The sequence below is a fragment of the Lederbergia lenta NBRC 16444 genome (assembly GCF_001591545.1).
Classification (GTDB): domain Bacteria; phylum Bacillota; class Bacilli; order Bacillales; family Bacillaceae_C; genus Lederbergia; species Lederbergia lenta.
On the sequence record NZ_BCVC01000001.1, the window covers coordinates 1819570 to 1841446 of the forward strand.

Sequence of the window (21877 nt, forward strand, 5' to 3'; positions counted from 1 at the left end):
GGTCATTTAACCTCCAGCATTTTTATATATTTTCCAGCGATGCGTTCACTTCTCAAATGCTCAGCCTGCACAATCGCGTTAATTCGATCTACTGCTAAGTCTACATTATCATTTTCAACGATATAGTCATATAAACTCATCAATTCGATTTCTCTTCTGGCAGCATCCATCCGGTTATGTATTAATTCTACCGACTCTGTTCCCCTTCCGACAATTCGACTCTCTAGCTCATCCAAACTAGGTGGCATAAGGAAGATAAATAATCCTTCAGGAATTTTCTCGCGTACTTGCTTCGCTCCTTGGACTTCAATTTCCAGAAATACATCTTTACCTGAATCCAATGTTTGTTTTACATAATCTACTGGTGTTCCGTAGTAATTTCCAACATACTCCGCATGTTCTAAAAGTTTTCCAGCAGCGATCAATCGTTCAAATTCTTCTCGACTTTTAAAGAAATAATCTATACCGTCGATTTCACCTTGACGAGGCTTTCTAGTCGTCATTGAAATAGAATATTCAAATTTGGCATCTGGACGAGAAAAAACTGCTTGCCTTACTGTACCTTTCCCTACCCCGGAAGGCCCGGAAAGTACGATTAGTAATCCTTTTTCTTTCATAATTATTCGTTCCTACCCTTCCTCTTGATCATCCTTCCCGAACAAACGCTGGGCAACAGTTTCAGGTTGGACCGCAGAGAGGATCACATGCTCACTATCCATTATGATTACAGCTCTAGTCCTTCTTCCATATGTAGCATCTATTAAGGTTGCACGATCTCGTGCGTCCTGAATAATTCGTTTGATCGGCGCTGATTCTGGACTAACAATTGATATGATTCGATTAGCGGAAACGATATTCCCAAATCCGATATTCAAAAGCTTAATTGGCATATTGCTCCCCCAGTAAATTATCAGTTTTTTGCCTTTAGTGCATTAATAGTTATTTTTGTTCCTATGTTAATAATTATACAAATACTTATAAATAAAAAAGGCAATAGAGGAATCTCTATCACCTTAAAATTATATCATATTTATTAAAGCAGTTCAAAGTATCTAAGTAATTTCTGTAGAAATCGCTCTTTTCCTACATATTACTCTTCTTTCTAAATATAAACGTCCCTGCAAGTAGGAATGTAGGTATAGCACTCATTCCGATAACTAGCAACCAGTCACTTAATATGATTGGTACCGTATGGAAGATCGGTTGTAATGCAGGCACATAAATAACTACTAACAACAGAGCAAGGGAAGATACAACAGCTGCCACAAGGTATTTATTACCAAAAGGATTTCTTGAAAAAACGGAAATCTCACTTCTACAATCGAAAACATGAATTAGCTGGGCGAGCACAAGTGTTGCAAAAGCAATTGTTTGAGCATATGGAAGATTACTCATATCTCGATAATAAACTAGAATAAAGGCAATTAATGTCACTATTCCTATTAAAAACCCTCTAGAAATTATTTTCCACCCTAATCCTCGCGAGAAAACACCTTCTTTTGGATGACGCGGCTTACGCTTCATCACATTCTCTTCTGGTTGATCAAGACCTAATGCCATGGCAGGTAATCCATCTGTTACTAGATTAACCCATAATATTTGAATAGGTACGAGTGGGAGTGGCAATGACATAAGCATCGCAAATAACATCACAAGAATTTCACCTACATTTGACGCAAGCAAATATCGAATAAATTTGCGTATGTTTTCATAAATATTTCGACCTTCTTTAATCGCTGCTTTTATCGTTGCAAAATTATCATCTAATAATATAAGAGAGGAAGCTTCTTTCGCGACATCTGTACCAGTAATCCCCATAGCGATACCAATATCAGCAGCTTTTATAGCAGGCGCATCATTGACACCGTCCCCAGTCATAGCTACTATATGTCCTTGGTTCTGTAATGCTGTAACGATCTTTAATTTATGCTCTGGCGTTACCCTAGCAAATACAGATATATGCTCTACCTTCTCTTCAAGTTGTTCCACAGTTAATTCGTTTAAACTTTGACCATCCATCACAAGATCATCTTCTTTGAGAATGCCTAATTGCTTTGCAATAGCACAGGCGGTAGCAACGTGATCTCCGGTAATCATTACAGTTTTAATACCTGCTTGCTTACATTCTTCCACCGCCTTCTTCACTTCTGGGCGCGGTGGGTCGATCATTCCTTGTAAACCGATAAATGTTAATCCTTTTTCCACTTCATGTTCTCGTTGCGGGAGGGCATTAACTTGTAATGGCTTATAAGCAACCGCTATTGTCCTTAATGCTTCTCCGGCCAACCCGTCAACAGCACTTTCCACTTCCTTGATAAGTTGACTGTCCAATAGTCGTTGCTTTCCATTCCATAAAATAGATTCACTTTTCTCAATAAGGACATCCGGTGCGCCCTTTGTCACGACAAATCGTTTCCCGTGATTATCTTTAACGATGACACTCATCATTTTTCGTGACGAATCAAACGGATACTCTTTTTCAATTAAAAATTGTTGCCTCAATATATTTTGCTGAATACCGGCTTGATAGGCTGCCATGAGCAAAGCAGCCTCCGTTGGATCACCATCCACAACTACCTCTTCTCCCCGCACTTTTATATTTGAGTTATTACAAAGTACGCCAAAAGTAAGTAATTGCTTCATTTCATTATCTGTTGTCCATTTATCAGTCGGGTCCTCAACTAAAGTCATATCTCTTGTTTTTCCGCTGCTCCATAAATGAGTGACAGTCATTTTATTTTGCGTCATTGTCCCTGTCTTGTCTGAACAAATGACGGATGCACAACCTAATGTTTCCACTGCTGGCAACTTACGGACAATTGCATTTTTCCTGATCATCCGTTGGACACCTAATGATAACGCTACTGTCACAATAGCGGGAAGGCCCTCTGGTATGGCCGCTACTGCTAACGATACACCAGCAAGGAACATCGTATATGCGTCATGCCCATGATAGATTCCAGCAACGACAACTAATAAAGTAAGGACTAATGCTACAGTGATTAATATTTTTCCTAACTGTTCCAACTTTCTTTGCAAGGGAGTAATAAGTGTGTTAACTGATTGAATCATATCAGCTATTTTTCCCATCGCAGTGGACATACCAGTTGCTGTTACAACCCCGAGCCCATTGCCGCGCGTAACCATTGTCCCCATAAACGCCATATTGCTTAAATCCCCCAATGTAGGATTTGATCCCACTATAGGATGGGTCGTTTTCACGCTTGGAATAGATTCGCCCGTCAAAGCCGACTCTTCAATTTCTAAGTTATTCGCTGATAAAATCCTTACATCAGCCCCAATTTTATCCCCGCTAGCAAATTTAATAATATCTCCGGGCACAGCCACTCGTGAGTCCGTTTTTTCCCATACACCGTTTCGCATTACTAATATTTGTGGGGCCGATAAGCTTTTTAACGCTTGTAATGACTTCTCCGCTTTTCTTTCTTGGAAAAAACCTAAAATGCCGTTTAGAAATACAATTGCCATGATTGCAATCGCATCGATATATTCTCCGAGCAATCCTGAAACGAGTGTTGCTCCAAGCAGAACTAACACCATAAAATCTTTGAACTGACTAAAGAATAGAAGAATAGCTGATTGTTTCTCACCTTCTGATAGTTCGTTCCATCCAAATTTCTTTCTTCTATTTTCTACAATTTTACTTGATAAACCATTTGAAACATTGGTATTCAGCGACTGTTCTATTTCAGACTTTTCCATTTCATGGTATTTCATGCACCAATCACTCTCTTTCCTCTCGACAAGTTGTCCTCTTTAATAGGAAGCTTATTCAGTGTAGGAGTGATTCATGATATAATTTTTAATATCGGAAAGTAACGGTAGATATTACGCAGAGTAAAGGATGTTATTCATGTCATTTGATGGATTTTTCACAAGAGCTATGACTAGAGAACTTACCCAGACAATTGGTGGAGGAAAAATCAATAAAATTCACCAACCATATAAAAATGAACTTCTTCTTACCATTAGGATGAACAGAAAAAATCACAAATTACTTATTTCTGCCCACCCAACATATGCGCGGATTCAATTAACGAACGACGTATTAGATAACCCTAACGAACCGCCTATGTTTTGTATGTTATTAAGAAAACATTTAGAAGGAGCAATGATTGAAAACATTCGGCAGATTGGAATGGATCGAATCATTATTTTCGATTTAAAAGGAAGAAATGAACTAGGAGATGTATCCTATAAACAATTAATTGTGGAAATTATGGGAAGGTATAGCAATATTATTCTTGTCGACCAAGAAAAAGGCATGATCCTCGATAGCATTAAGCATATTCCTGCTTCTATTAATAGTTATCGAACAATTTTGCCTGGTTCCTCTTATATTTTACCACCGCCACAAGAGAAGATAGATCCTTTTGTAGCGACAGAGGACGACATTCTAAAGGCATTAGACTTTAATAGTGGGAAACTAGATAAACAATTGGTAGCAAAATTTGCAGGAATGTCACCACTTTTATCGAAGGAAATCATCCACCATACAGGTCTTGCAAATAGAGAGACACTTCCACCTGCATTCATTGCTTACATGAAAAGGTTAGGTTCACATGATTATCAACCAACTATCACGACGGCTGACAGTAAAGAATTCTTTTATTTAATACCGCTCACTCATCTTCATGGGGAATTTAAATCCTTTGCTTCATTAAGTGATATGCTAGACCGTTTTTATTTCGGAAAAGCGGTACGTGATCGTGTTAAACAACAGGCCTATGATTTGGAAAGATTCATGAAAAATGAAAAAGAGAAAAATGAAACAAAAATCAAGAAACTAGAAACTACTTTAAAGAAAGCCGAAAATGCATCCCATTACCAGCTTCTTGGCGAATTACTAACAGCGAATATGCATCTCATAAAAAGAGGGATGGAAGAAATAAGTGTGATTAATTACTATGATGAAGCAGGAAAGGAAATAACCATTCCACTTAATCCAAGAAAAAATCCTGCTGAAAATACTCAACAATATTTTTCAAAATATCAGAAGGCAAAAAATGCCTTACAGATCGTCAAAGTGCAGATTGAAAAAGCATTAGATGAAGTTAATTACTTTGAAGGATTATTACAACAAATATCTTCCGCATCAACAAAAGATATAGAAGAGATTCGTGAAGAGTTAGCTGAAGAAGGCTATATCCGATTGCGGCAAAAAAGAGGTCCAAAGAAGAACACGTCCACTAAACCTATTATCGAAAGATATACTGCAAGCGATGGTACGGACATTTTTGTCGGCAAAAATAACAAACAAAATGATTATTTAACGAATAAATTAGCACGTCGCGATGATATTTGGCTTCATACGAAAGATATTCCAGGTTCACATGTTGTAATTAATCGTTCTGAGCCAAGTGATGAAACGATACTGGAAGCAGCAAATCTCGCTGCCTATTTCAGCAAAGCAAAAAGTTCGTCTGCAGTGCCGGTGGATTTCACGAAAATAAGGTATGTTAAAAAGCCAAATGGTTCCAAACCCGGATTCGTTATTTATGATCAGCAACAAACAGTCTTTGTCACGCCTAATGAGGATCAAATAACCGCAATGAAGAAAGATTAGAGAGCTTTCCAAGAAGTCGTAGTAGCTGACTTTTTGGATGCTCTTTTTTTTAGGTCATAACAGCATTGACTGCTAAGCAAATTTTCTACATATCTTGTGAAATGATTGACCGTTGATCTCCACTTCAGGTGGACGCTTTCCGAAGGGCATACGGTGAGCTTCCTCGTCGCCGTTGCCCTCCTGCGGAATCTCACCTGTCATGCTGATCCTCTTGGAGTCGCCATCTGGTACTGATGTATTAAGATACTCTTTTGCCCGCGAAGACTCTGCATACCAAAACAATTCAAATAAGGATGGAAAATGTGAATCGTTTTCTATATACGAATTCTAAGATTTTAATGTCTGTACGACTACCCTTCGCTCCTACTATAGTTAGTATGTTTCTACCACGAATACTTGGTAGTTAATAGTTCTTTTCAATCTTACTGTAAACCAAAATTAAATTTGTTTGAAAAGAATATAACTTAAGACTCTCAGCCTACATACTGGCTGAGAGTCTTACATATATGGTTGAAGTTCCGCATCGCTTTATCTATTATCAAAATAAAGAAGTTTTTCAACCATTAGGATATTTTCACTATGTCTTTCTTGACGCAATCAGATCTTTTATTTCCAATTTCCATATACTTCCTTTTTTAGTTTTTTCTCTGATTACCCCATTGTTCCGGGTTTACTCGCCAATCCTTCAGTGTGTCCGCGTATTTCTCTTCTATCAGCTTTTTTTCAAGCGCCACATTGATTAGATTGGAATAACCGATTAATGTTTTTGCTTGAATATTTGCTGCTTCTAATAATTCTTTCCCTTTGTCTAACTCATAAGAGAAAATCGCCGCGACACCTAAAACTTCACATCCTGCCGAGCGAAGTGCTTCTGCTGCGTTGATGACACTGCCACCTGTTGAAATTAAATCTTCAATGATCACTACTTTTTGGCCAGTTAATGCTTTTCCTTCGATTTGATTCCCTTTGCCATGGCTTTTCGCTGAAGAACGTACATAGCACATTGGCAAGTTTAGCTGATCACTAACCCAAGCTGCATGCGGGATTCCGGCAGTGGCAGTGCCTGCAATTACCTCAACGTCAGGGAAGTTTTGTTTAATTATTTTTACAAGCCCAGTTGCAATATCTTTTCTTAAATCCGGATAGGAAAGTGTTAGACGATTATCACAATAAATAGGAGACTTTAAACCTGAGGACCATGTAAACGGCTCATTTGGGCGTAAAAAAACTGCTTCAATTTCTAATAGCTGAAGCGCAAGTTGTTCTGCATGTTCATTATTCATTATTTCCACTCCACTCTACTAGTAATTTTCGATAGGCAGATACCGGATTCTCAGCTTGTGTGACGGATCTACCAATGACAATCATGGATGATGCATATGTACGTGCTTGACTTGGAGATACGATTCGTTTTTGGTCATCGGCCGTATCACCATGCATACGAATACCAGGCGTTACTCGTAAAAATGTTGGATGTGTCGCTTCCGCAATGTCACTAGCTTCTAATGCGGAACATACAACTCCATCTAATCCAGCCTCATTCGCAAGTTTCGCATAATGAATGACGGAATCCTTCAATGGAACAGTGATTAATTGCTGCTCTTGCATTTCCGCTTCACCTGTACTAGTCAATTGCGTCACTGCAATCAGTTTGGGACGCGCATACCCAGCTCGTGTGCCTTCCTTTAGTCCTTTTAACGCTGCCTGCATCATTGCTAATCCACCAGCAGCATGCACATTTACGATATCTACTTGAAAACCAGCTAATACTTTCATTGCCCGATAAACAGTATTAGGGATATCGTGTAATTTTAAATCAAGAAAAATATCATGACCTTGCTCTTTTAGCCATTTTAATAAAGATGGTCCTTCTTGATAGTAAAGCTCCATCCCTACTTTTACAAATAATTTTTCTTCACCAAATTGGTTGAGAAACTGCTCAGTAGCAGCTCGATTGTGAAAATCAAGAGCAATGATTGGTTTGTGCAACATATTATTTCCAGCTCCTTCCTACTAATTCAGATATATGATTGACACCTAATTCATCAAGCTTAGCTGGAAGTTGTTCAATTAATTTGGGACAAATAAATGGATCTGTAAAATTTAATGTACCAACAGCAACTGCACTTGCTCCTGCATAGATAAATTCAATAATATCATCGACCGACTCTATTCCTCCCATCCCAATAATCGGGATATTCACTTTTTGGCTCACTTCATAAATCATCCGGATTGCCACTGGTTTAATTGCTGGTCCCGATAAGCCTCCGCTTTTATTAGCTAAAATTGGTTTGCCCGTTTTCAAATCGATACGCATCCCAAGCAATGTATTGATCATTGTTAGCCCATCCGCACCCGCTTCTTCTATTGCCTGTGCCATGCTTACAATATCCGCTACATTTGGTGATAACTTCACATAAACGGGAACGGTCGATACTTCCTTTACTCTTTTGGTTAATTCATAAGCTACTTCAGGAACCGTTCCAAAAGCTATTCCACCTTTTTTTACATTTGGACAAGATATGTTTAACTCTAAGGCATGAACGTTTGGTGCTGTTGAAATTTGTTTCGCTACTTCAACATAATCTTCTGCTTCTGAGCCAGCGACATTAGCAATAATTGGCACATCAAATTGTTCAAGCCATGGTAACTCATTCGTCATAACACCTGATAGGCCCGGATTCTGTAACCCAATTGCATTCAGCATACCGGCAGCTGTTTCCGCAACACGCGGAGTCGGATTCCCAAAGCGCTGTTCGAAAGTGGTTGCTTTAATCATAATAGCACCCAGTAAACTAAGATCATACAACTGGCTAAATTCTTTTCCGAATCCGAAACAACCGGACGCAGGCATCACTGGGTTTTTCAACGATATCCCAGGTAATTCTACTCGTAAGCGATCCATTATAAAGCCACCTTTCCAATTGGGAATACAGGACCATCGCTACATACCTTAATATAGCCATTCGGGTTATCCTCTACATGACAAACACAAGCGAAGCAAGCTCCGATTCCGCACCCCATCCGTTGTTCGAGAGACAAATATGCTTTTCTGTCGCTAAATCGATCCTCCAATGCTTTTAACATCAGTGTTGGCCCGCAGGAATATAAGATATCAAAGCTAAATTGATGCTCATCAATGACATTAGTCACAAAGCCTTTTGTTCCACTAGTTCCATCAACCGTTGTGATAAAAGTATCTCCCAATAATGCAAATTGCTCTGCATAAAATACTTTATCCGCTGTTTCAAAACCGAGCACATGAATTGTTCGCACACCTTGTGCATTAAGTTGCTTAGATAGCTCATAAAGAGGTGGTACACCAATGCCCCCACCAACTAAAAGTGCCGTCTGATTCTCTTTCGCTTCGTTAAGTGGAAAACCATTACCAAGTGGCCCTAATACATCAGCTACCCCATCTGCACTTTTCATTGCTAGCAATTTCGTCCCTTTTCCTTCCGCACGATAAATAACGGTAAAACGATTATACTCTTTATCTATCGAAGCAATACTAATTGGTCTGCGTAACAGTGGATCGAGACCGGGGTTTGTCCGTATATGGACAAACTGACCGGGTTCTTTCATTGTATTCACCATTTCACCTTCTAAAGTCAGCTCATAAATATCTTTAGCTAGCTGTTGTTGCGAGATGATCTTCATATTTTCTTGCTGAATCATATGTTAATCGCCTCTTTCTGTCCAGCTCCACCATTTGACATTGCTTCTGCTGAAAAGACCATTGATTCTAATACACCAAGGATTGCTATAGCTGTGTCAAGTGATGTTAAACATGGCACGCCATTTTCTACAGACTCCCTGCGGATCTTAAATCCATCACGTTGAGGTTGTTTTCCTTTTGTTAAAGTATTAATGATCAATTGTGCTTTTCCTTGTCTAATCACATCAATTAACGTGGGTCCTTCAGATCCAATTTTACCGACGACCTCCGCTTTTACACCAGTACTAGCGATCATATCCGCAGTACCACTCGTAGCAAGGATTCGATAACCAATATCCGAAAAACGTTTGGCGATTTCAGTTGCTTCTTGTTTATCCTTATCAGCAACCGTAATTAATACCGTCCCATAGCTTTTAATTTCCATTCCAGATGCGACAAGGCCTTTATATAGGGCTTTTTCCATTGTTGTATCTTTCCCCATTACTTCTCCAGTTGATTTCATTTCAGGCCCCAATGTAATATCTACCCTTCTTAATTTAGCAAAAGAGAACACAGGAACTTTTACATATACACCATTCATTTCTGGAGCAATGCCTGTTTCATAACCAAGTGATGTTAGAGACTCACCAAGTATTACTTTAGTCGCTACATTGGCCATCGGAATTCCAGTAATTTTACTTAAAAATGGTACTGTTCTGCTGGAGCGAGGATTTACTTCAATCACATACAGCTCATCATTCGAAATAACGTATTGGATATTTAATAGTCCAATAATGTCTAATCCTTTTGCCAATCTTATTGTATAATCCACAATTTTTTCTTTCATTGCTTCGCTCACATTTTGTGGTGGATATACAGCAATTGAGTCACCTGAGTGAACGCCCGCACGCTCGATATGTTCCATTATGCCAGGAATGAGTACATTTTCGCCGTCAGAAATAGCATCTACTTCGATTTCCTTTCCGATTAAATAGCGATCGACGAGCACTGGATGTTCAGGATTTATTTTTACCGCATTTTTCATATAGTGAAGCAATTCATTTTCTTCATACACAATTTCCATTGCTCTTCCACCAAGAACATATGAAGGTCTAACAAGTACTGGATAGCCAATCGTATTGGCTATCACAACAGCTTCTTCAACAGATGTCGCCGTTTTCCCTTTAGGCATCGGAATGTCCAATTGAGTAAGTGCTTGTTCAAATTTATCGCGATTTTCTGCTCGGTCAAGGCTTTCTAACGATGTACCAAGAATTGTAACTCCTCTTTCTGTTAAATCAGCAGCAAGGTTGATTGCTGTCTGGCCACCAAATTGGACAACTACACCTTCTGGCTTTTCTAAATCGATAATGTGCATTACATCTTCAATCGTCAGCGGCTCGAAATAAAGCTTATCTGAGATACTAAAGTCAGTAGAAACTGTTTCAGGGTTGTTATTAATTATTATCGCTTCGTATCCTGCCTCTTGAATTGCCCAGACACTGTGTACTGTTGCGTAATCAAATTCAATCCCTTGACCAATTCGGATCGGTCCTGAACCAAGTACTACTACACTTTTTTTGTCTGTTCTGATTGATTCATTTTCTAATTCATATGTCCCGTAAAAATATGGTGTATCTGATTCAAATTCTCCTGCGCAAGTATCTACTTTTTTATAGACGGGAATGATGCCATTTTCTTTTCTCCATCCATATACTTCTTTTTCGACAGTTCCCCATAACTTCGCAATCGTAATATCAGCAAAGCCGAATTCTTTCGCTTTTCGTGCGACAAAAACATCATACTGATTATCTTTTAATTCGGATTCCATTTTGATTATTTTCTCCATTTTATAAAGGAAGAATAGATCTATTTTGCTCCACTCATGTAATTGTTCAATAGAAATTCCTTGTCTCAATGCTTGGCCAAGATAAAATAGTCGTTCATCAGTCGGGTTACGCATTTCTTTTTCTAGCGCGTTTATTTCAATTGGCTCAACACCATTAAGTTCTAAATGATATACATCACTTTCTAAGGAACGAACTGCCTTTAATAAAGATTCTTCAAAGGTACGTCCGATCGACATAACTTCTCCAGTTGCCTTCATTTGTGTACCGAGCAAACGATTTGCGGACTCAAATTTATCAAATGGCCATCTCGGTATTTTCGTTACGATATAGTCAATGACTGGTTCAAAACAAGCATATGTTTTACCCGTTACTGGGTTCATCATTTCATCTAAGGAATAACCGATCGCAATTTTCGCCGCAAGCTTAGCAATTGGAAATCCAGTTGCTTTTGACGCTAATGCAGATGATCTACTGACTCTTGGGTTCACTTCAATGATATAGTATTGAAAACTATGAGGATCTAAAGCAAGCTGAACATTACAGCCCCCCTCAATTCCGAGTTCACGTATTAATTTTAAGGAAACATTGCGCAACATTTGAATTTCACGGTCGGCTAATGTTTGGCACGGAGCGACAACAATCGAGTCTCCCGTGTGAACACCAACTGGGTCCACATTTTCCATATGACAAACGACGATTGCATTATCATTTGAATCTCGCATAACTTCATATTCAATTTCTTTAAATCCTGCGATACTTTTCTCAAGTAAGCATTGAGTTACTGGACTATTTTTTAAGCCGCTCGCAACAATCTCATGTAGTTCATCTATATTATGGCAAATTCCACCGCCGGTTCCACCGAGTGTATATGCCGGTCGTACAATTACTGGAAATCCTACGCTTTCAGTGAAAGTGACAGCTTCTTCTACCGTATGAACAATCTCGCTGTCTGGAACAGGTTCATTTAATCTGTTCATCAACTCTCTAAATTGGTCACGATCTTCGGCCTGTTCAATAGCAGATAATTTCGTCCCAAGTACTTCCACGCCACATTCTTCCAAGACACCAGCTTTTGATAAATCCATCGCCATATTAAGACCTGTTTGTCCGCCTAGTGTAGGTAAAATAGCATCTGGTCGTTCCTTACGTATAATGCGGCTCACAAATTCAACAGTAAGTGGCTCGATATATACTGCATCTGCAATTTCAGTGTCTGTCATAATTGTAGCTGGATTGGAATTGATCAAAATAACCCGGTAGCCTTCCTCTTTCAAAGCCAAGCAAGCTTGTGTTCCAGCATAATCAAATTCTGCGGCTTGCCCGATTACGATTGGTCCTGATCCAATTACTAAAATACTTTCTATATCGGTACGTTTAGGCATGGTTTTCCACCTTTCCTTCATTTATCAATTGTATAAAACGATCAAAGGCTACTTTCCCATCTTCTGAACCTGGGGAAGCTTCTGGTTGAAATTGAACAGAAAAAGCTTGATGTTTTTGATGTTCCAATCCCTCAATGGAGCCACCGTTCAATGTCCTATATGTGACCTTAAGTCTCGTGTCATCGATGGACGATTCCTCTACTTCATAACCGTGATTTTGCGAAGTAAATAATATTTTACCAGATTTTAAATCTTTCACTGGATAACTTGAACCTCTATGACCGAACTTCATTTTTTCTGTTTTACATCCATTTGCAATGGCAAAAAGTTGATGTCCAAGTCCGATTCCAAAGAGTGGAACTTTCTTTTGAAGTTCACGAATCATTTCTGTTGCTTCTTCCACATGCATTGGATTACCGGGTCCGTTAGAAAGCAATACCCCATCTGGACTTAAAGCACAAATATCTTCTACGGCTGTATGGTAAGGCACAACTGTTACATCACAGCCTCTTTTTGTAAGTTCTCGAAGAATCCCATGCTTTAATCCAAAATCAACGACTACTACATTCATCCCCCGTCCAGGGCTAGGATAAGGTTTTGTGGCTGCAACTTGCTTTACTTCATTTGCCGGAAAAGATACAGCCTTCAATTTGCTTAATATAACTTCATCGTCCTCATCAAAATTGCAAATAGCGCCCTTCATCGTACCTTTTTCCCTAATGATTCTTGTAAGCATTCTTGTATCAATGCCCGCTATTCCTGGAATATTCTTTAGCTCTAGGTAGTTAGCAAATGTCATATTATTTCTCCAGTTAGAAGGAAAGTCAGCGACTTCTTTTACAATCACACCTTTAATAACCGGTTGAATACTTTCAAAGTCATCACGATTAATCCCAGCGTTACCAATTAGCGGGTAACTAAAAGTTAATATTTGACCATAATTAGAAGGATCAGAAATCGCCTCCTGATATCCGGACATACTCGTATTAAAAACTACTTCCCCAACATTATCTTTGCTACCGCCAAATGCGGTACCGATTAAGACTGTTCCATCTTCTAGAATTAATTTACGCTTCACTGTCCTTCCCCCTGTTCAGCCCATACTAAATTGCCTTCTACAAATGTCGCAACTGGCCACCCGGCACATGACCATCCACCAAATGGCGTATTCTTTCCTTTTGATGCAAATTCGGCTGGATCAATTTCTTTCTCGATTTCTAAATCTATTAAGGTAATATCAGCTGGCTTACCAATTTCAAGCGTTCCACTTTCAAGTTGGAAAGTTTTTGCTGGTAAGATTGTTAACCAATCAATTAATTGGTCTATCGTACAGACACCCTCTTTAACTAGATGTGTATAAAGGAGTGGAAATGCCGTTTCCAAACCGACTATACCAAAGGGAGCAAGCTTAATGCCCTGACTTTTTTCTTCTTGTGTATGTGGTGCATGATCGGTAGCAATAAAATCAATTGTGCCATCAAGTAGTCCTTCAATAAGTGCTTCTTGATCAGCCTTACTTCTCAATGGCGGATTCATTTTATAATTGGCATCATCACCGGGTATATCGTCTTCACATAAAAGTAGATGGTGAGGACTTACTTCCGCAGTTACACGAATTCCCGCCTTTTTAGCGTCTCGTACTGCCCTTACAGACTCTTTTGTACTGATATGGCATACATGGTAGTGACAACCTGCTGCTTCTGCTAACAACACATCCCGAGCGATATGTACAGATTCACATATGGATGGAATCCCAACGAATCCATTTTCTTTAGCAAATTGGCCATCATGGACAGCTCCGCCATATATGAGTGAGTTATCTTCACAATGAGCAACAATAGCCATATCTAACTTAGCAGCTTTTTTCATTGCTTCGAACATTGTCGCTGCTGTTTGCACACCAACTCCATCATCTGTAAAAGCAAAAGCTCCAGCTTGTTTCAATGCTGCAAAATCAACAAGCTCTTTTCCAAGTTGGCGAGTTGTTATCGCTGCATAAGGTAACACTTTTACGCTGGCTCTTTCATTAAGTTGTTGGACAAACCAATTCATTTGCTCCGCCGTGTCCGGAACAGGTCTTGTATTTGGCATGGCGGCAACCGAGGTAAATCCACCCTTTGCTGCTGCTTTTGTACCCGTTTCGATTGTTTCTTTCTTTTCACCACCTGGCTCACGTAAATGTATATGTAAATCTACAAAACCTGGAGCAACGCTCAAACCTTGCGCATTAAATTCCTTTTCTCCTTGTGGTGCAAGATTTTCTCCAACTTCCACAATTACTCCATCTTTAATTCGCAAATCAATGGATACCTCTTTATTTTTTTCTACAATAGGTCTTGCATTTTTTATTAGCCAGTTCATTTTTATTCCCCTTTCTTATTGTTCGAGAATTGATTTAAGTACTGCCATTCTAGTAAAAACGCCATTTTCCATTTGCTTGAATATCCTTGATTTTTCACTCTCTACTAAACAATCAGCTATCTCTACATTTCTATTTACAGGAGCCGGATGCATGATAATACTATCTTTCTTCATTCTCTTTTCTCTCTCTATTGTTAATCCATATTTGGAGTGATACTCCTCTGTTGTCATAAACGATGTGCTTTCATGTCGCTCATGCTGAATCCTTAGTAACATAACCACATCAGCTATTTCAACCGCATTATCCATTTCACAAAAGTTAGAGTTTAATTGATTACTGTCAAACCATTGTGGTGGGCCTGAATATAGTACCTCTGCTCCTAAGGCGGATAATGCTTTATGATTAGATTTTGCGACTCTACTATGTGATAAGTCCCCTATAATCGCCACTTTTAATCCGTTAAACCCGCCAAACTCTTGTTTAATTGTAAATAAATCAAGTAAAGATTGTGTTGGGTGCTGCCCACAACCATCTCCCGCATTTATAAGCTGAATATTTAGCTGATCTATAAAACTTTGATAATACGCTTCCTCACCGTGGCGGATGACAGCAGTATTGACACCAATTGCTTCAAGCGTCTTAATCGTATCGTAAAGTGTTTCTCCTTTTAAGAGACTGCAACTACCTGTTTCAAACGGAATAACTTCTATACCAAGTTTTCTTTCAGCCATTTCAAAGCTCGTTTTCGTACGTGTACTTGGTTCAAAAAATAAGTTTGTAGCAAACATCTTATTTTTCGGCTGCCATTCTTCCCCGGACGCAAAAGCTTCTGCATTATCCAATATGTCTAGTATTTGTTCTCTTGATAGATCATTCATCGATACGAGATGTTTCATCCATATCCCTCCGCCACTTTCTTTTCTATTCATTTTTTTATGTATAAAAAAACCTCTTTGTCAATTTTCAGACAAAGAGGGTATGTAAACGAGAGGCATGGTAAGCCTCTTTTACCCCCTTTGTCAGCCTCTCGGGACTGCATTTAAAAGGGAATGTATTCAATTCGTTTCATATATACTGACTTGATCTAGTTCATCTGTTTCCATTAGTTCTACAACAATTCGTTCTTGATTAGAAGTTGGGATATTCTTCCCAATAAAATCTGCTCGAATTGGTAATTCACGATGTCCCCTATCAACCAGAACTGCAAGTTGAATTTGTGAAGGGCGACCAATATCTACCAATGCATCCATCGCAGCACGCACGGTTCTCCCTGTGAACAAAACGTCATCCACAACAATGACTTTTTGATTATTAATATCAACAGGAATTTTTGATCCTTTTACCTCTGGCTCTGCATCATCATTTTTGAGCGATAAATCGTCGCGATAAAGGGTGATATCGAGCTCCCCAACAGCAATCGGCTCTCCTTCGATTTGCTCAATTCTTTTTGCTAATCTCGCGGCTAAATGAATGCCTCTCGTCTTGATACCAACTAAAATACAATTTTCTATCCCTTTATTTCGTTCAATAATTTCATGAGCAATTCGCGTTAATGCCCGCTGTATCGCCTTTTCATCAAGAACTACTGCTTTTTGGGTCATAATATGTCACTCCATACGAAAAATTTACACCAAAACAAAATCCCTCTCACCTAAGACGGCAAGAGGGTATACATATCTAGACATAGGTAACTGAAACGGCAGTTAAAAGCCGACAGTTCTATTTCGTATCCTTCTCAGCCTCTCCGGACTAAATTAAAGGTGCATTTATTTAACTACCATTACTATAAAGTCTAGGATGACAGTTTGTCAATCCTTTTTACGTAAATCATTTAAAAGTTGCTCAAAATACTCCGGTAATGGAGCTGAAAACTCTTTGTATTCAAGAAGACGCGGATGTTCAAATCCTAGGACCCCCGCATGAAGGACCTGCCCATCTGTCTTTAATGTTTTTCGTGGCCCATATTTCGGATCCCCAGCTAGAGGATAACCAATATATTTCATGTGTACTCTAATCTGATGTGTTCTTCCTGTTTCCAATGTGCACTCGACAAATGTAAATTCTTCAAATCTTTCCAGCACCGTAAAATGGGTAACTGCATCTTTTCCATTATCTATAACCGTCATGCTTTGGCGATCACTTTTGTCCCTACCAATGGGAGCTTCAATTGTTCCATGATCATGTGGTATAACGCCATGAACGAGTGCAAAGTATTTTCGGGTTACTGTTTTCTTCACTAATTGATCCACTAAATTTTCATGGGCGATGTCATTTTTAGCGACCATTAAAAGACCTGATGTGTCCTTATCGATTCGATGAACAATCCCTGGGCGCATTACCCCATTAATTCCGGATAAATCAGTACAATGTGCTAATAATCCATTTACAAGTGTTCCCCCAGAATGACCTGGTGCTGGATGAACGACCATTCCTTTAGGTTTATTTACAACGATAACATCTTGATCTTCAAAATAAATATCTAAATCCATTTGTTCTGGCTCTACATCTAATGGTTCAGGCTCTGGAATAGAGATAACGATTAAATCGTCTATCGAACATTTATAATTCGACTTTCCCACATTCCCATTCACTTCAACATGCCCTGATCTTATCCATAACTGTACTTGTGAGCGAGACCACTCTTTATTTAATGATGTTATTACTTTATCCAAACGCTCTCCATTCTCTGTTTCAAGAATGCGATGCTCAATTTTGTCCATTCTTCTTCTCCTTTTCTTCCCGGCCTTCTTTCATCATTTGCAAAAACATAAGGACTACCCCTACTGTTAAGGCAGAATCAGCAATATTGAAGATTGGAAAATCGTATGTAAAAATATATGTGTCAAGGAAATCTACTACTTCTTTTCTAAATACCCTATCGATAAAGTTTCCAATTGCACCACCAAGGATAAAAACCAAACTAGTTTGAAAAAGTGGTTTACCTTTTGCATGTTTTTCAAAATAATAAATAATTACACCAATTACAACGATCGTAATAACATAAAAAAACCACATTTGCCCTTCCAAAATACCCCAAGCTGCTCCACGATTACGATGAGAAGTAATATAGAAGAAATCATTTATAATAGCGATGCTTTCTCCGAGTTCCATGTTTTTCACAACTAGCCATTTAGTTAACTGATCTAATGCTACAATGAAAACTGCGATTAAGTAATATATCAATTCAAAACCTCCGAATCCCTACAAGTCTTTCTTATGAATTTTATCACTTAACACAGATGATGCCAACTTTTAAAGAAAAGTGAAAGCACCCGGTCAGTAACGTACAGATCACCCCAAGAATGTGGACGCATCGATGTTACCACTACACGCAGCCATTTAGTGATACTTTTTTTCATGCAAGAAACTATAGGAAGCAGACTCAATTGAAACATTGATAACAAGGTTCGCATCAATAAAGAGAAATAATGTTGTGAAAAACGAAGAATCGAATCATACCATTCATAAATAAAGCTACCTCAGTATCATTGCCTCCATCGCATGTATGAATAAGTTCCTGAAAGTCGTATTCCACTTTATTCAATACGATATCCTTTATGATTACGAATTAGCTTATGTGGAGTAGTCCAGTGGATTTAATTGTATAATCTACACAGAAAGTGAAAGGGAACACCGTTGATTTCCGCTTTAGGTGGGCGCTTTCCGGAGGGCATGCGGTGAGCTTCCTCGTCGCTGCGCTCCTGCGGCATCTCACCTGTCATGCAGATCTTCGCAGAGTGCCACCTTACGCTTCAATCAACTTGATTGTAGTTTTCTCAAAGATGTTTTGTTCCCTTCATAAACTCAGTTAGATTTTTATCCCTTCAAGGAAGTCTGTATGACAAATAAACCTGAATAGCGCCATACTGTAGAGAAACCAACAACGCCTTCCATTTTTCAGACTAGAAAACAGCCATTATAAAAGACCCCTGATAGAATAATTTCTAACAGGGGCCTTTTATCACTCTTTTTCCTTAATTATATTCTTTCACGACAGAAGCACAACGAAGACATAGAGTTGGATGCTCTTTATCTTCCCCGATCTCTGGTGTTACAACCCAGCATCTTTCACATGTTTCACCATCTGCTTTTTCCACAACAATTGCTACACGCTCAAATGTATGTGCATGCTCTGATGCATCTTCAAGAGATCCTGCCACTTCGAAACCTGAAACGATAAATAACTGCTTAAGATTTTCTGTAATACTGTTTAGTAATTCTTTCGTTTCATCATTTACATATAAACCAATTTTAGCCGCCAATGACTTACCAATAACTTTTTCATTTCGCGCAATTTCTAATGCTTTTAGAACGTCATCACGAAGCTGTAAAAATGCTCCCCATTTCTCTTCTAATTGCTCAGACTGTGGAATTTCTGCATATTCCGGCATATCCGTCAGTTGCACACTTTCTTCTACTACTCCTGGCGTATGTGACCATACTTCATCAGCGGTGTGAGGAAGAATTGGTGATAATAGTTTAGCAAGTGTAACAACACTCTCATACATTACTGTTTGCATTGCTCTACGCTCATATTGATCTGCCGCTTCAATATATAATACATCTTTAGCGAAATCCATATAAAAAGAACTTAATTCATTCGTACAGAAGTTATTTACTGCATGATATATATTTGCAAACTCGTAATGATCATATGAAGTACGAACTTCTTTCACTAAATTATTAAGTTTTACAAGGATAAATTGATCTACTTCACGTAATTTATCATATTCAATTGCATCTCTTTCCGGATTAAAATCAGCTAGATTTCCAAGTAAAAAGCGGAAAGTATTTCTGATTTTTCGATATACTTCGCTTACTTGTTTCAAAATAGCATCTGAAACACGAACATCCGCTTGGTAATCCACTGATGAAACCCATAAGCGAATAATTTCTGCGCCTAATTGATTTGTCACTTTACCTGGTAAAATGACATTACCAAGTGATTTACTCATTTTACGACCATTACCATCAAGTACAAATCCATGGCTTAATACGCCTTTATATGGTGCTTTCCCTGTAACAGCAACAGCAGTTGTTAATGAAGAGTTAAACCAACCACGATATTGATCTGAACCTTCTAAATACAAGTCTGCAGGTCGTTGAAGATCTTCGCGCTCCTCTAACACACCTTGATGTGATGAACCGGAGTCAAACCAAACATCCATAATATCCGTTTCTTTCGTGAATACCCCATTAGGGCTACCCGGATGTTCAAAACCTTCTGGAAGAAGATCCTTCGCCTCTTTTTCAAACCAAATATTTGAACCATGTTGACGGAATAACTCTGCTACATTGGCAATTGTTTCATCCGTAATAATGGATTCACCATTTTCCGCATAAAAGACTGGAATAGGTACTCCCCACACACGTTGTCTGGAAATACACCAATCTCCTCTATCACGCACCATATTATACAATCTTGTTTCGCCCCAATTAGGCACCCATTTCACTTCTTTAATAGCTTCCAATAAGTCGGTACGGAAATCTTTTATAGAAGCAAACCATTGAGCAGTCGCACGGAAAATTACTGGTTTTTTCGTTCTCCAGTCATGAGGATACGAATGCTTAATAAATTCTAATTTCAGCAATGCACCAACTGCTGTTAATTGTTCTGTAATTGGCTTATTCGCAGCGTCATAAAATAAGCCTTCAAAACCAGGAGCTTCTTCAGTCATATGTCCTTTATCATCGACAGGACATAATACATCAAGTCCATATTTCTGACCTACATAAAAGTCATCTTCCCCATGGCCTGGTGCCGTATGGACACAGCCTGTTCCTGAGTCAGTTGTAACATGTTCACCAAGTACGACAAGGGAGTCCCGTTCATACAATGGATGTTTCGTCACAACTTTTTCAAGGTCAGATCCTTTAATTGTTTTAATTGTTGATACATCATCCCACTCTAATGTAGTCGCGACTTGTTCCAATAATGCTTCGGCAACAACAAATTTCTCCTCACCAACCTGAACGACAGCATACTGTAAATCTGGATGAACAGCGATTCCAAGATTTGCAGGGATCGTCCATGGTGTTGTTGTCCAGATGATAAATTTAGCACCTTTTTCCAATACATCCTTACCATCGGTTACAGCAAATGTAACATAGATAGATGGAGAGCGTTTATCTTGATACTCAATCTCTGCTTCAGCTAAAGCAGATTCACTGGATGGAGACCAATATACCGGCTTTTTACCTTTATAAATATAGCCTTTTTTCGCCATTTCACCAAAAACATGAATTTGTTGTGCTTCATATTCAGGCTTCAAAGTAATATATGGATTATCCCAATCTCCTCTAACCCCAAGTCGTTTAAATTCTGTTCTCTGATTATCGATTTGTTCGTAAGCATATTTAGCACATAATTCACGGAACTCGGCTACAGACATCTCTTTGCGCTTGATCCCTTTATTCGCAAGTGCCTGCTCAATAGGTAAACCATGTGTATCCCACCCTGGTACATATGGCGCGCAAAATCCACTCATTGATTTATAACGAACGATAAAATCCTTTAATGTTTTGTTAAGCGCGTGTCCCATATGGAGGTCACCATTCGCATAAGGAGGACCATCATGTAAAACAAATAATGGCTTCCCTTTCGTATGTTCTTGAACCTTTTGATATATATCCTGCTCTTTCCACTTTGCTTGAATTTCAGGTTCTTTCTTTGGTAAATTTCCGCGCATTGGAAATTCTGTTTTTGGCATTAATAAAGTATCTTTGTACTCCATTTTCCATTCCTCCTTCTAATCTTTTCATAAAAAATAACCTTCTCATCCCAAAAGGGACGAGAAGGTTATTTTCCCGCGGTACCACCCACATAGACAATGCCGTTTTCACGGTAAACTGTCCGCTCATTACTCCGTATCGTGGATGGCCGCTATCATTTACTCGCATCAAGCTTTCAAGTCAAGAACTCGAGGGTGATCTTCTACTTCCCACCTATCCTAGGCTTTCACTCTCCCTAGATCGCTGTCTACTATTAATAGGCTTTTGAGAAATATACTATCCCTGTCATCGTTTATATTATTAAAA

16 protein-coding genes are annotated in these 21877 nt (G+C 38.8%); 1 reads left to right on the plus strand and 15 read right to left on the minus strand.

What is annotated here, in order from left to right:
* Positions 1-2: 2 nt before the first annotated feature.
* The 3 genes from gmk to BLE01S_RS08650 all read right to left on the minus strand — a co-directional run bounded on the left by gmk (position 3) and on the right by BLE01S_RS08650 (position 3738).
* A complete protein-coding gene (gene gmk, locus BLE01S_RS08640; protein WP_066139812.1) occupies positions 3-617 on the minus strand; it encodes a guanylate kinase in 615 nt (204 codons plus the stop codon).
* Between the two features lie 12 nt (positions 618-629).
* Positions 630-890, minus strand: coding sequence for an extracellular matrix/biofilm regulator RemA (gene remA / locus BLE01S_RS08645; protein WP_066139815.1), 261 nt, complete (start codon positions 888-890; stop codon positions 630-632).
* Positions 891-1083: 193 nt separating this feature from the next.
* Positions 1084-3738 carry a calcium-translocating P-type ATPase, SERCA-type gene (locus tag BLE01S_RS08650; protein WP_066139818.1) on the minus strand — a complete coding sequence of 885 codons (2655 nt, stop codon included), beginning with the start codon at positions 3736-3738 and terminating at the stop codon, positions 1084-1086.
* Between the two features lie 136 nt (positions 3739-3874).
* Between BLE01S_RS08650 and BLE01S_RS08655 the strand changes: the two genes are divergently transcribed.
* Positions 3875-5587 (plus strand): Rqc2 family fibronectin-binding protein, encoded by a 1713-nt coding sequence (locus tag BLE01S_RS08655; protein WP_066139821.1) that lies wholly within the window; start codon positions 3875-3877, stop codon positions 5585-5587.
* A 635-nt stretch (positions 5588-6222) separates the two neighbouring features.
* On the opposite strand, the gene pyrE is transcribed toward BLE01S_RS08655, so the two are convergent.
* From pyrE to ileS, 12 genes are all read right to left on the minus strand, one after another.
* Entirely contained in the window at positions 6223-6870 is a 648-nt protein-coding gene (gene pyrE, locus BLE01S_RS08660; protein WP_066139824.1) for an orotate phosphoribosyltransferase, read from the minus strand.
* Positions 6863-7579 carry an orotidine-5'-phosphate decarboxylase gene (pyrF, locus tag BLE01S_RS08665; protein WP_066139827.1) on the minus strand — a complete coding sequence of 239 codons (717 nt, stop codon included), beginning with the start codon at positions 7577-7579 and terminating at the stop codon, positions 6863-6865. The genes pyrE and pyrF overlap by 8 nt, the downstream gene beginning before the upstream one ends.
* A gap of 1 nt (position 7580) precedes the next feature.
* Positions 7581-8492, minus strand: coding sequence for a dihydroorotate dehydrogenase (locus BLE01S_RS08670; protein WP_066139831.1), 912 nt, complete (start codon positions 8490-8492; stop codon positions 7581-7583).
* A complete protein-coding gene (locus tag BLE01S_RS08675) occupies positions 8492-9265 on the minus strand; it encodes a dihydroorotate dehydrogenase electron transfer subunit (RefSeq protein ID WP_066139834.1) in 774 nt (257 codons plus the stop codon). Before BLE01S_RS08675 ends, BLE01S_RS08670 begins: the two co-directional genes overlap by 1 nt.
* The gene (carB, locus tag BLE01S_RS08680; RefSeq protein WP_066139837.1) at positions 9262-12477 is read right to left on the minus strand and encodes a carbamoyl-phosphate synthase large subunit; all 3216 of its coding nucleotides are present in this window, start codon (positions 12475-12477) and stop codon (positions 9262-9264) included. Before carB ends, BLE01S_RS08675 begins: the two co-directional genes overlap by 4 nt.
* On the minus strand, positions 12470-13555 hold the full coding sequence (locus BLE01S_RS08685; protein ID WP_066139840.1) for a carbamoyl phosphate synthase small subunit: 1086 nt from the start codon (positions 13553-13555) through the stop codon (positions 12470-12472). The genes carB and BLE01S_RS08685 overlap by 8 nt, the downstream gene beginning before the upstream one ends.
* Complete coding sequence (pyrC, locus tag BLE01S_RS08690; protein WP_066139842.1) at positions 13552-14838, minus strand: dihydroorotase; 1287 nt, start codon at positions 14836-14838, stop codon at positions 13552-13554. The genes BLE01S_RS08685 and pyrC overlap by 4 nt, the downstream gene beginning before the upstream one ends.
* 15 nt (positions 14839-14853) lie before the next feature.
* Positions 14854-15735, minus strand: coding sequence for an aspartate carbamoyltransferase catalytic subunit (locus BLE01S_RS08695; RefSeq protein ID WP_066139845.1), 882 nt, complete (start codon positions 15733-15735; stop codon positions 14854-14856).
* Between the two features lie 159 nt (positions 15736-15894).
* On the minus strand, positions 15895-16440 hold the full coding sequence (gene pyrR / locus BLE01S_RS08700; protein ID WP_066139848.1) for a bifunctional pyr operon transcriptional regulator/uracil phosphoribosyltransferase PyrR: 546 nt from the start codon (positions 16438-16440) through the stop codon (positions 15895-15897).
* 207 nt (positions 16441-16647) lie between these two features.
* The gene (locus BLE01S_RS08705; protein ID WP_066139851.1) at positions 16648-17559 is read right to left on the minus strand and encodes an RluA family pseudouridine synthase; all 912 of its coding nucleotides are present in this window, start codon (positions 17557-17559) and stop codon (positions 16648-16650) included.
* On the minus strand, positions 17546-18022 hold the full coding sequence (gene lspA / locus BLE01S_RS08710; RefSeq protein ID WP_066139856.1) for a signal peptidase II: 477 nt from the start codon (positions 18020-18022) through the stop codon (positions 17546-17548). The genes BLE01S_RS08705 and lspA overlap by 14 nt, the downstream gene beginning before the upstream one ends.
* 791 nt (positions 18023-18813) lie before the next feature.
* On the minus strand, positions 18814-21573 hold the full coding sequence (gene ileS / locus BLE01S_RS08715; RefSeq protein WP_066139859.1) for an isoleucine--tRNA ligase: 2760 nt from the start codon (positions 21571-21573) through the stop codon (positions 18814-18816).
* Between the last annotated feature and the right edge of the window lie 304 nt (positions 21574-21877).

Coding starts and splice junctions, on each gene's coding strand:
- carB (WP_066139837.1), bottom strand. CDS start 12,477: ATGCCTAAACGTACCGATATAGAAAGTATTTTAGTAATTGGATCAGGA.
- pyrE (WP_066139824.1), bottom strand. CDS start 6,870: ATGAATAATGAACATGCAGAACAACTTGCGCTTCAGCTATTAGAAATT.
- ileS (WP_066139859.1), bottom strand. CDS start 21,573: ATGGAGTACAAAGATACTTTATTAATGCCAAAAACAGAATTTCCAATG.
- remA (WP_066139815.1), bottom strand. CDS start 890: ATGCCAATTAAGCTTTTGAATATCGGATTTGGGAATATCGTTTCCGCT.
- BLE01S_RS08705 (WP_066139851.1), bottom strand. CDS start 17,559: ATGGACAAAATTGAGCATCGCATTCTTGAAACAGAGAATGGAGAGCGT.
- BLE01S_RS08655 (WP_066139821.1), top strand. CDS start 3,875: ATGTCATTTGATGGATTTTTCACAAGAGCTATGACTAGAGAACTTACC.
- BLE01S_RS08670 (WP_066139831.1), bottom strand. CDS start 8,492: ATGGATCGCTTACGAGTAGAATTACCTGGGATATCGTTGAAAAACCCA.
- BLE01S_RS08675 (WP_066139834.1), bottom strand. CDS start 9,265: ATGATTCAGCAAGAAAATATGAAGATCATCTCGCAACAACAGCTAGCT.
- BLE01S_RS08695 (WP_066139845.1), bottom strand. CDS start 15,735: ATGAAACATCTCGTATCGATGAATGATCTATCAAGAGAACAAATACTA.
- pyrR (WP_066139848.1), bottom strand. CDS start 16,440: ATGACCCAAAAAGCAGTAGTTCTTGATGAAAAGGCGATACAGCGGGCA.
- gmk (WP_066139812.1), bottom strand. CDS start 617: ATGAAAGAAAAAGGATTACTAATCGTACTTTCCGGGCCTTCCGGGGTA.
- pyrF (WP_066139827.1), bottom strand. CDS start 7,579: ATGTTGCACAAACCAATCATTGCTCTTGATTTTCACAATCGAGCTGCT.
- BLE01S_RS08650 (WP_066139818.1), bottom strand. CDS start 3,738: ATGAAATACCATGAAATGGAAAAGTCTGAAATAGAACAGTCGCTGAAT.
- pyrC (WP_066139842.1), bottom strand. CDS start 14,838: ATGAACTGGCTAATAAAAAATGCAAGACCTATTGTAGAAAAAAATAAA.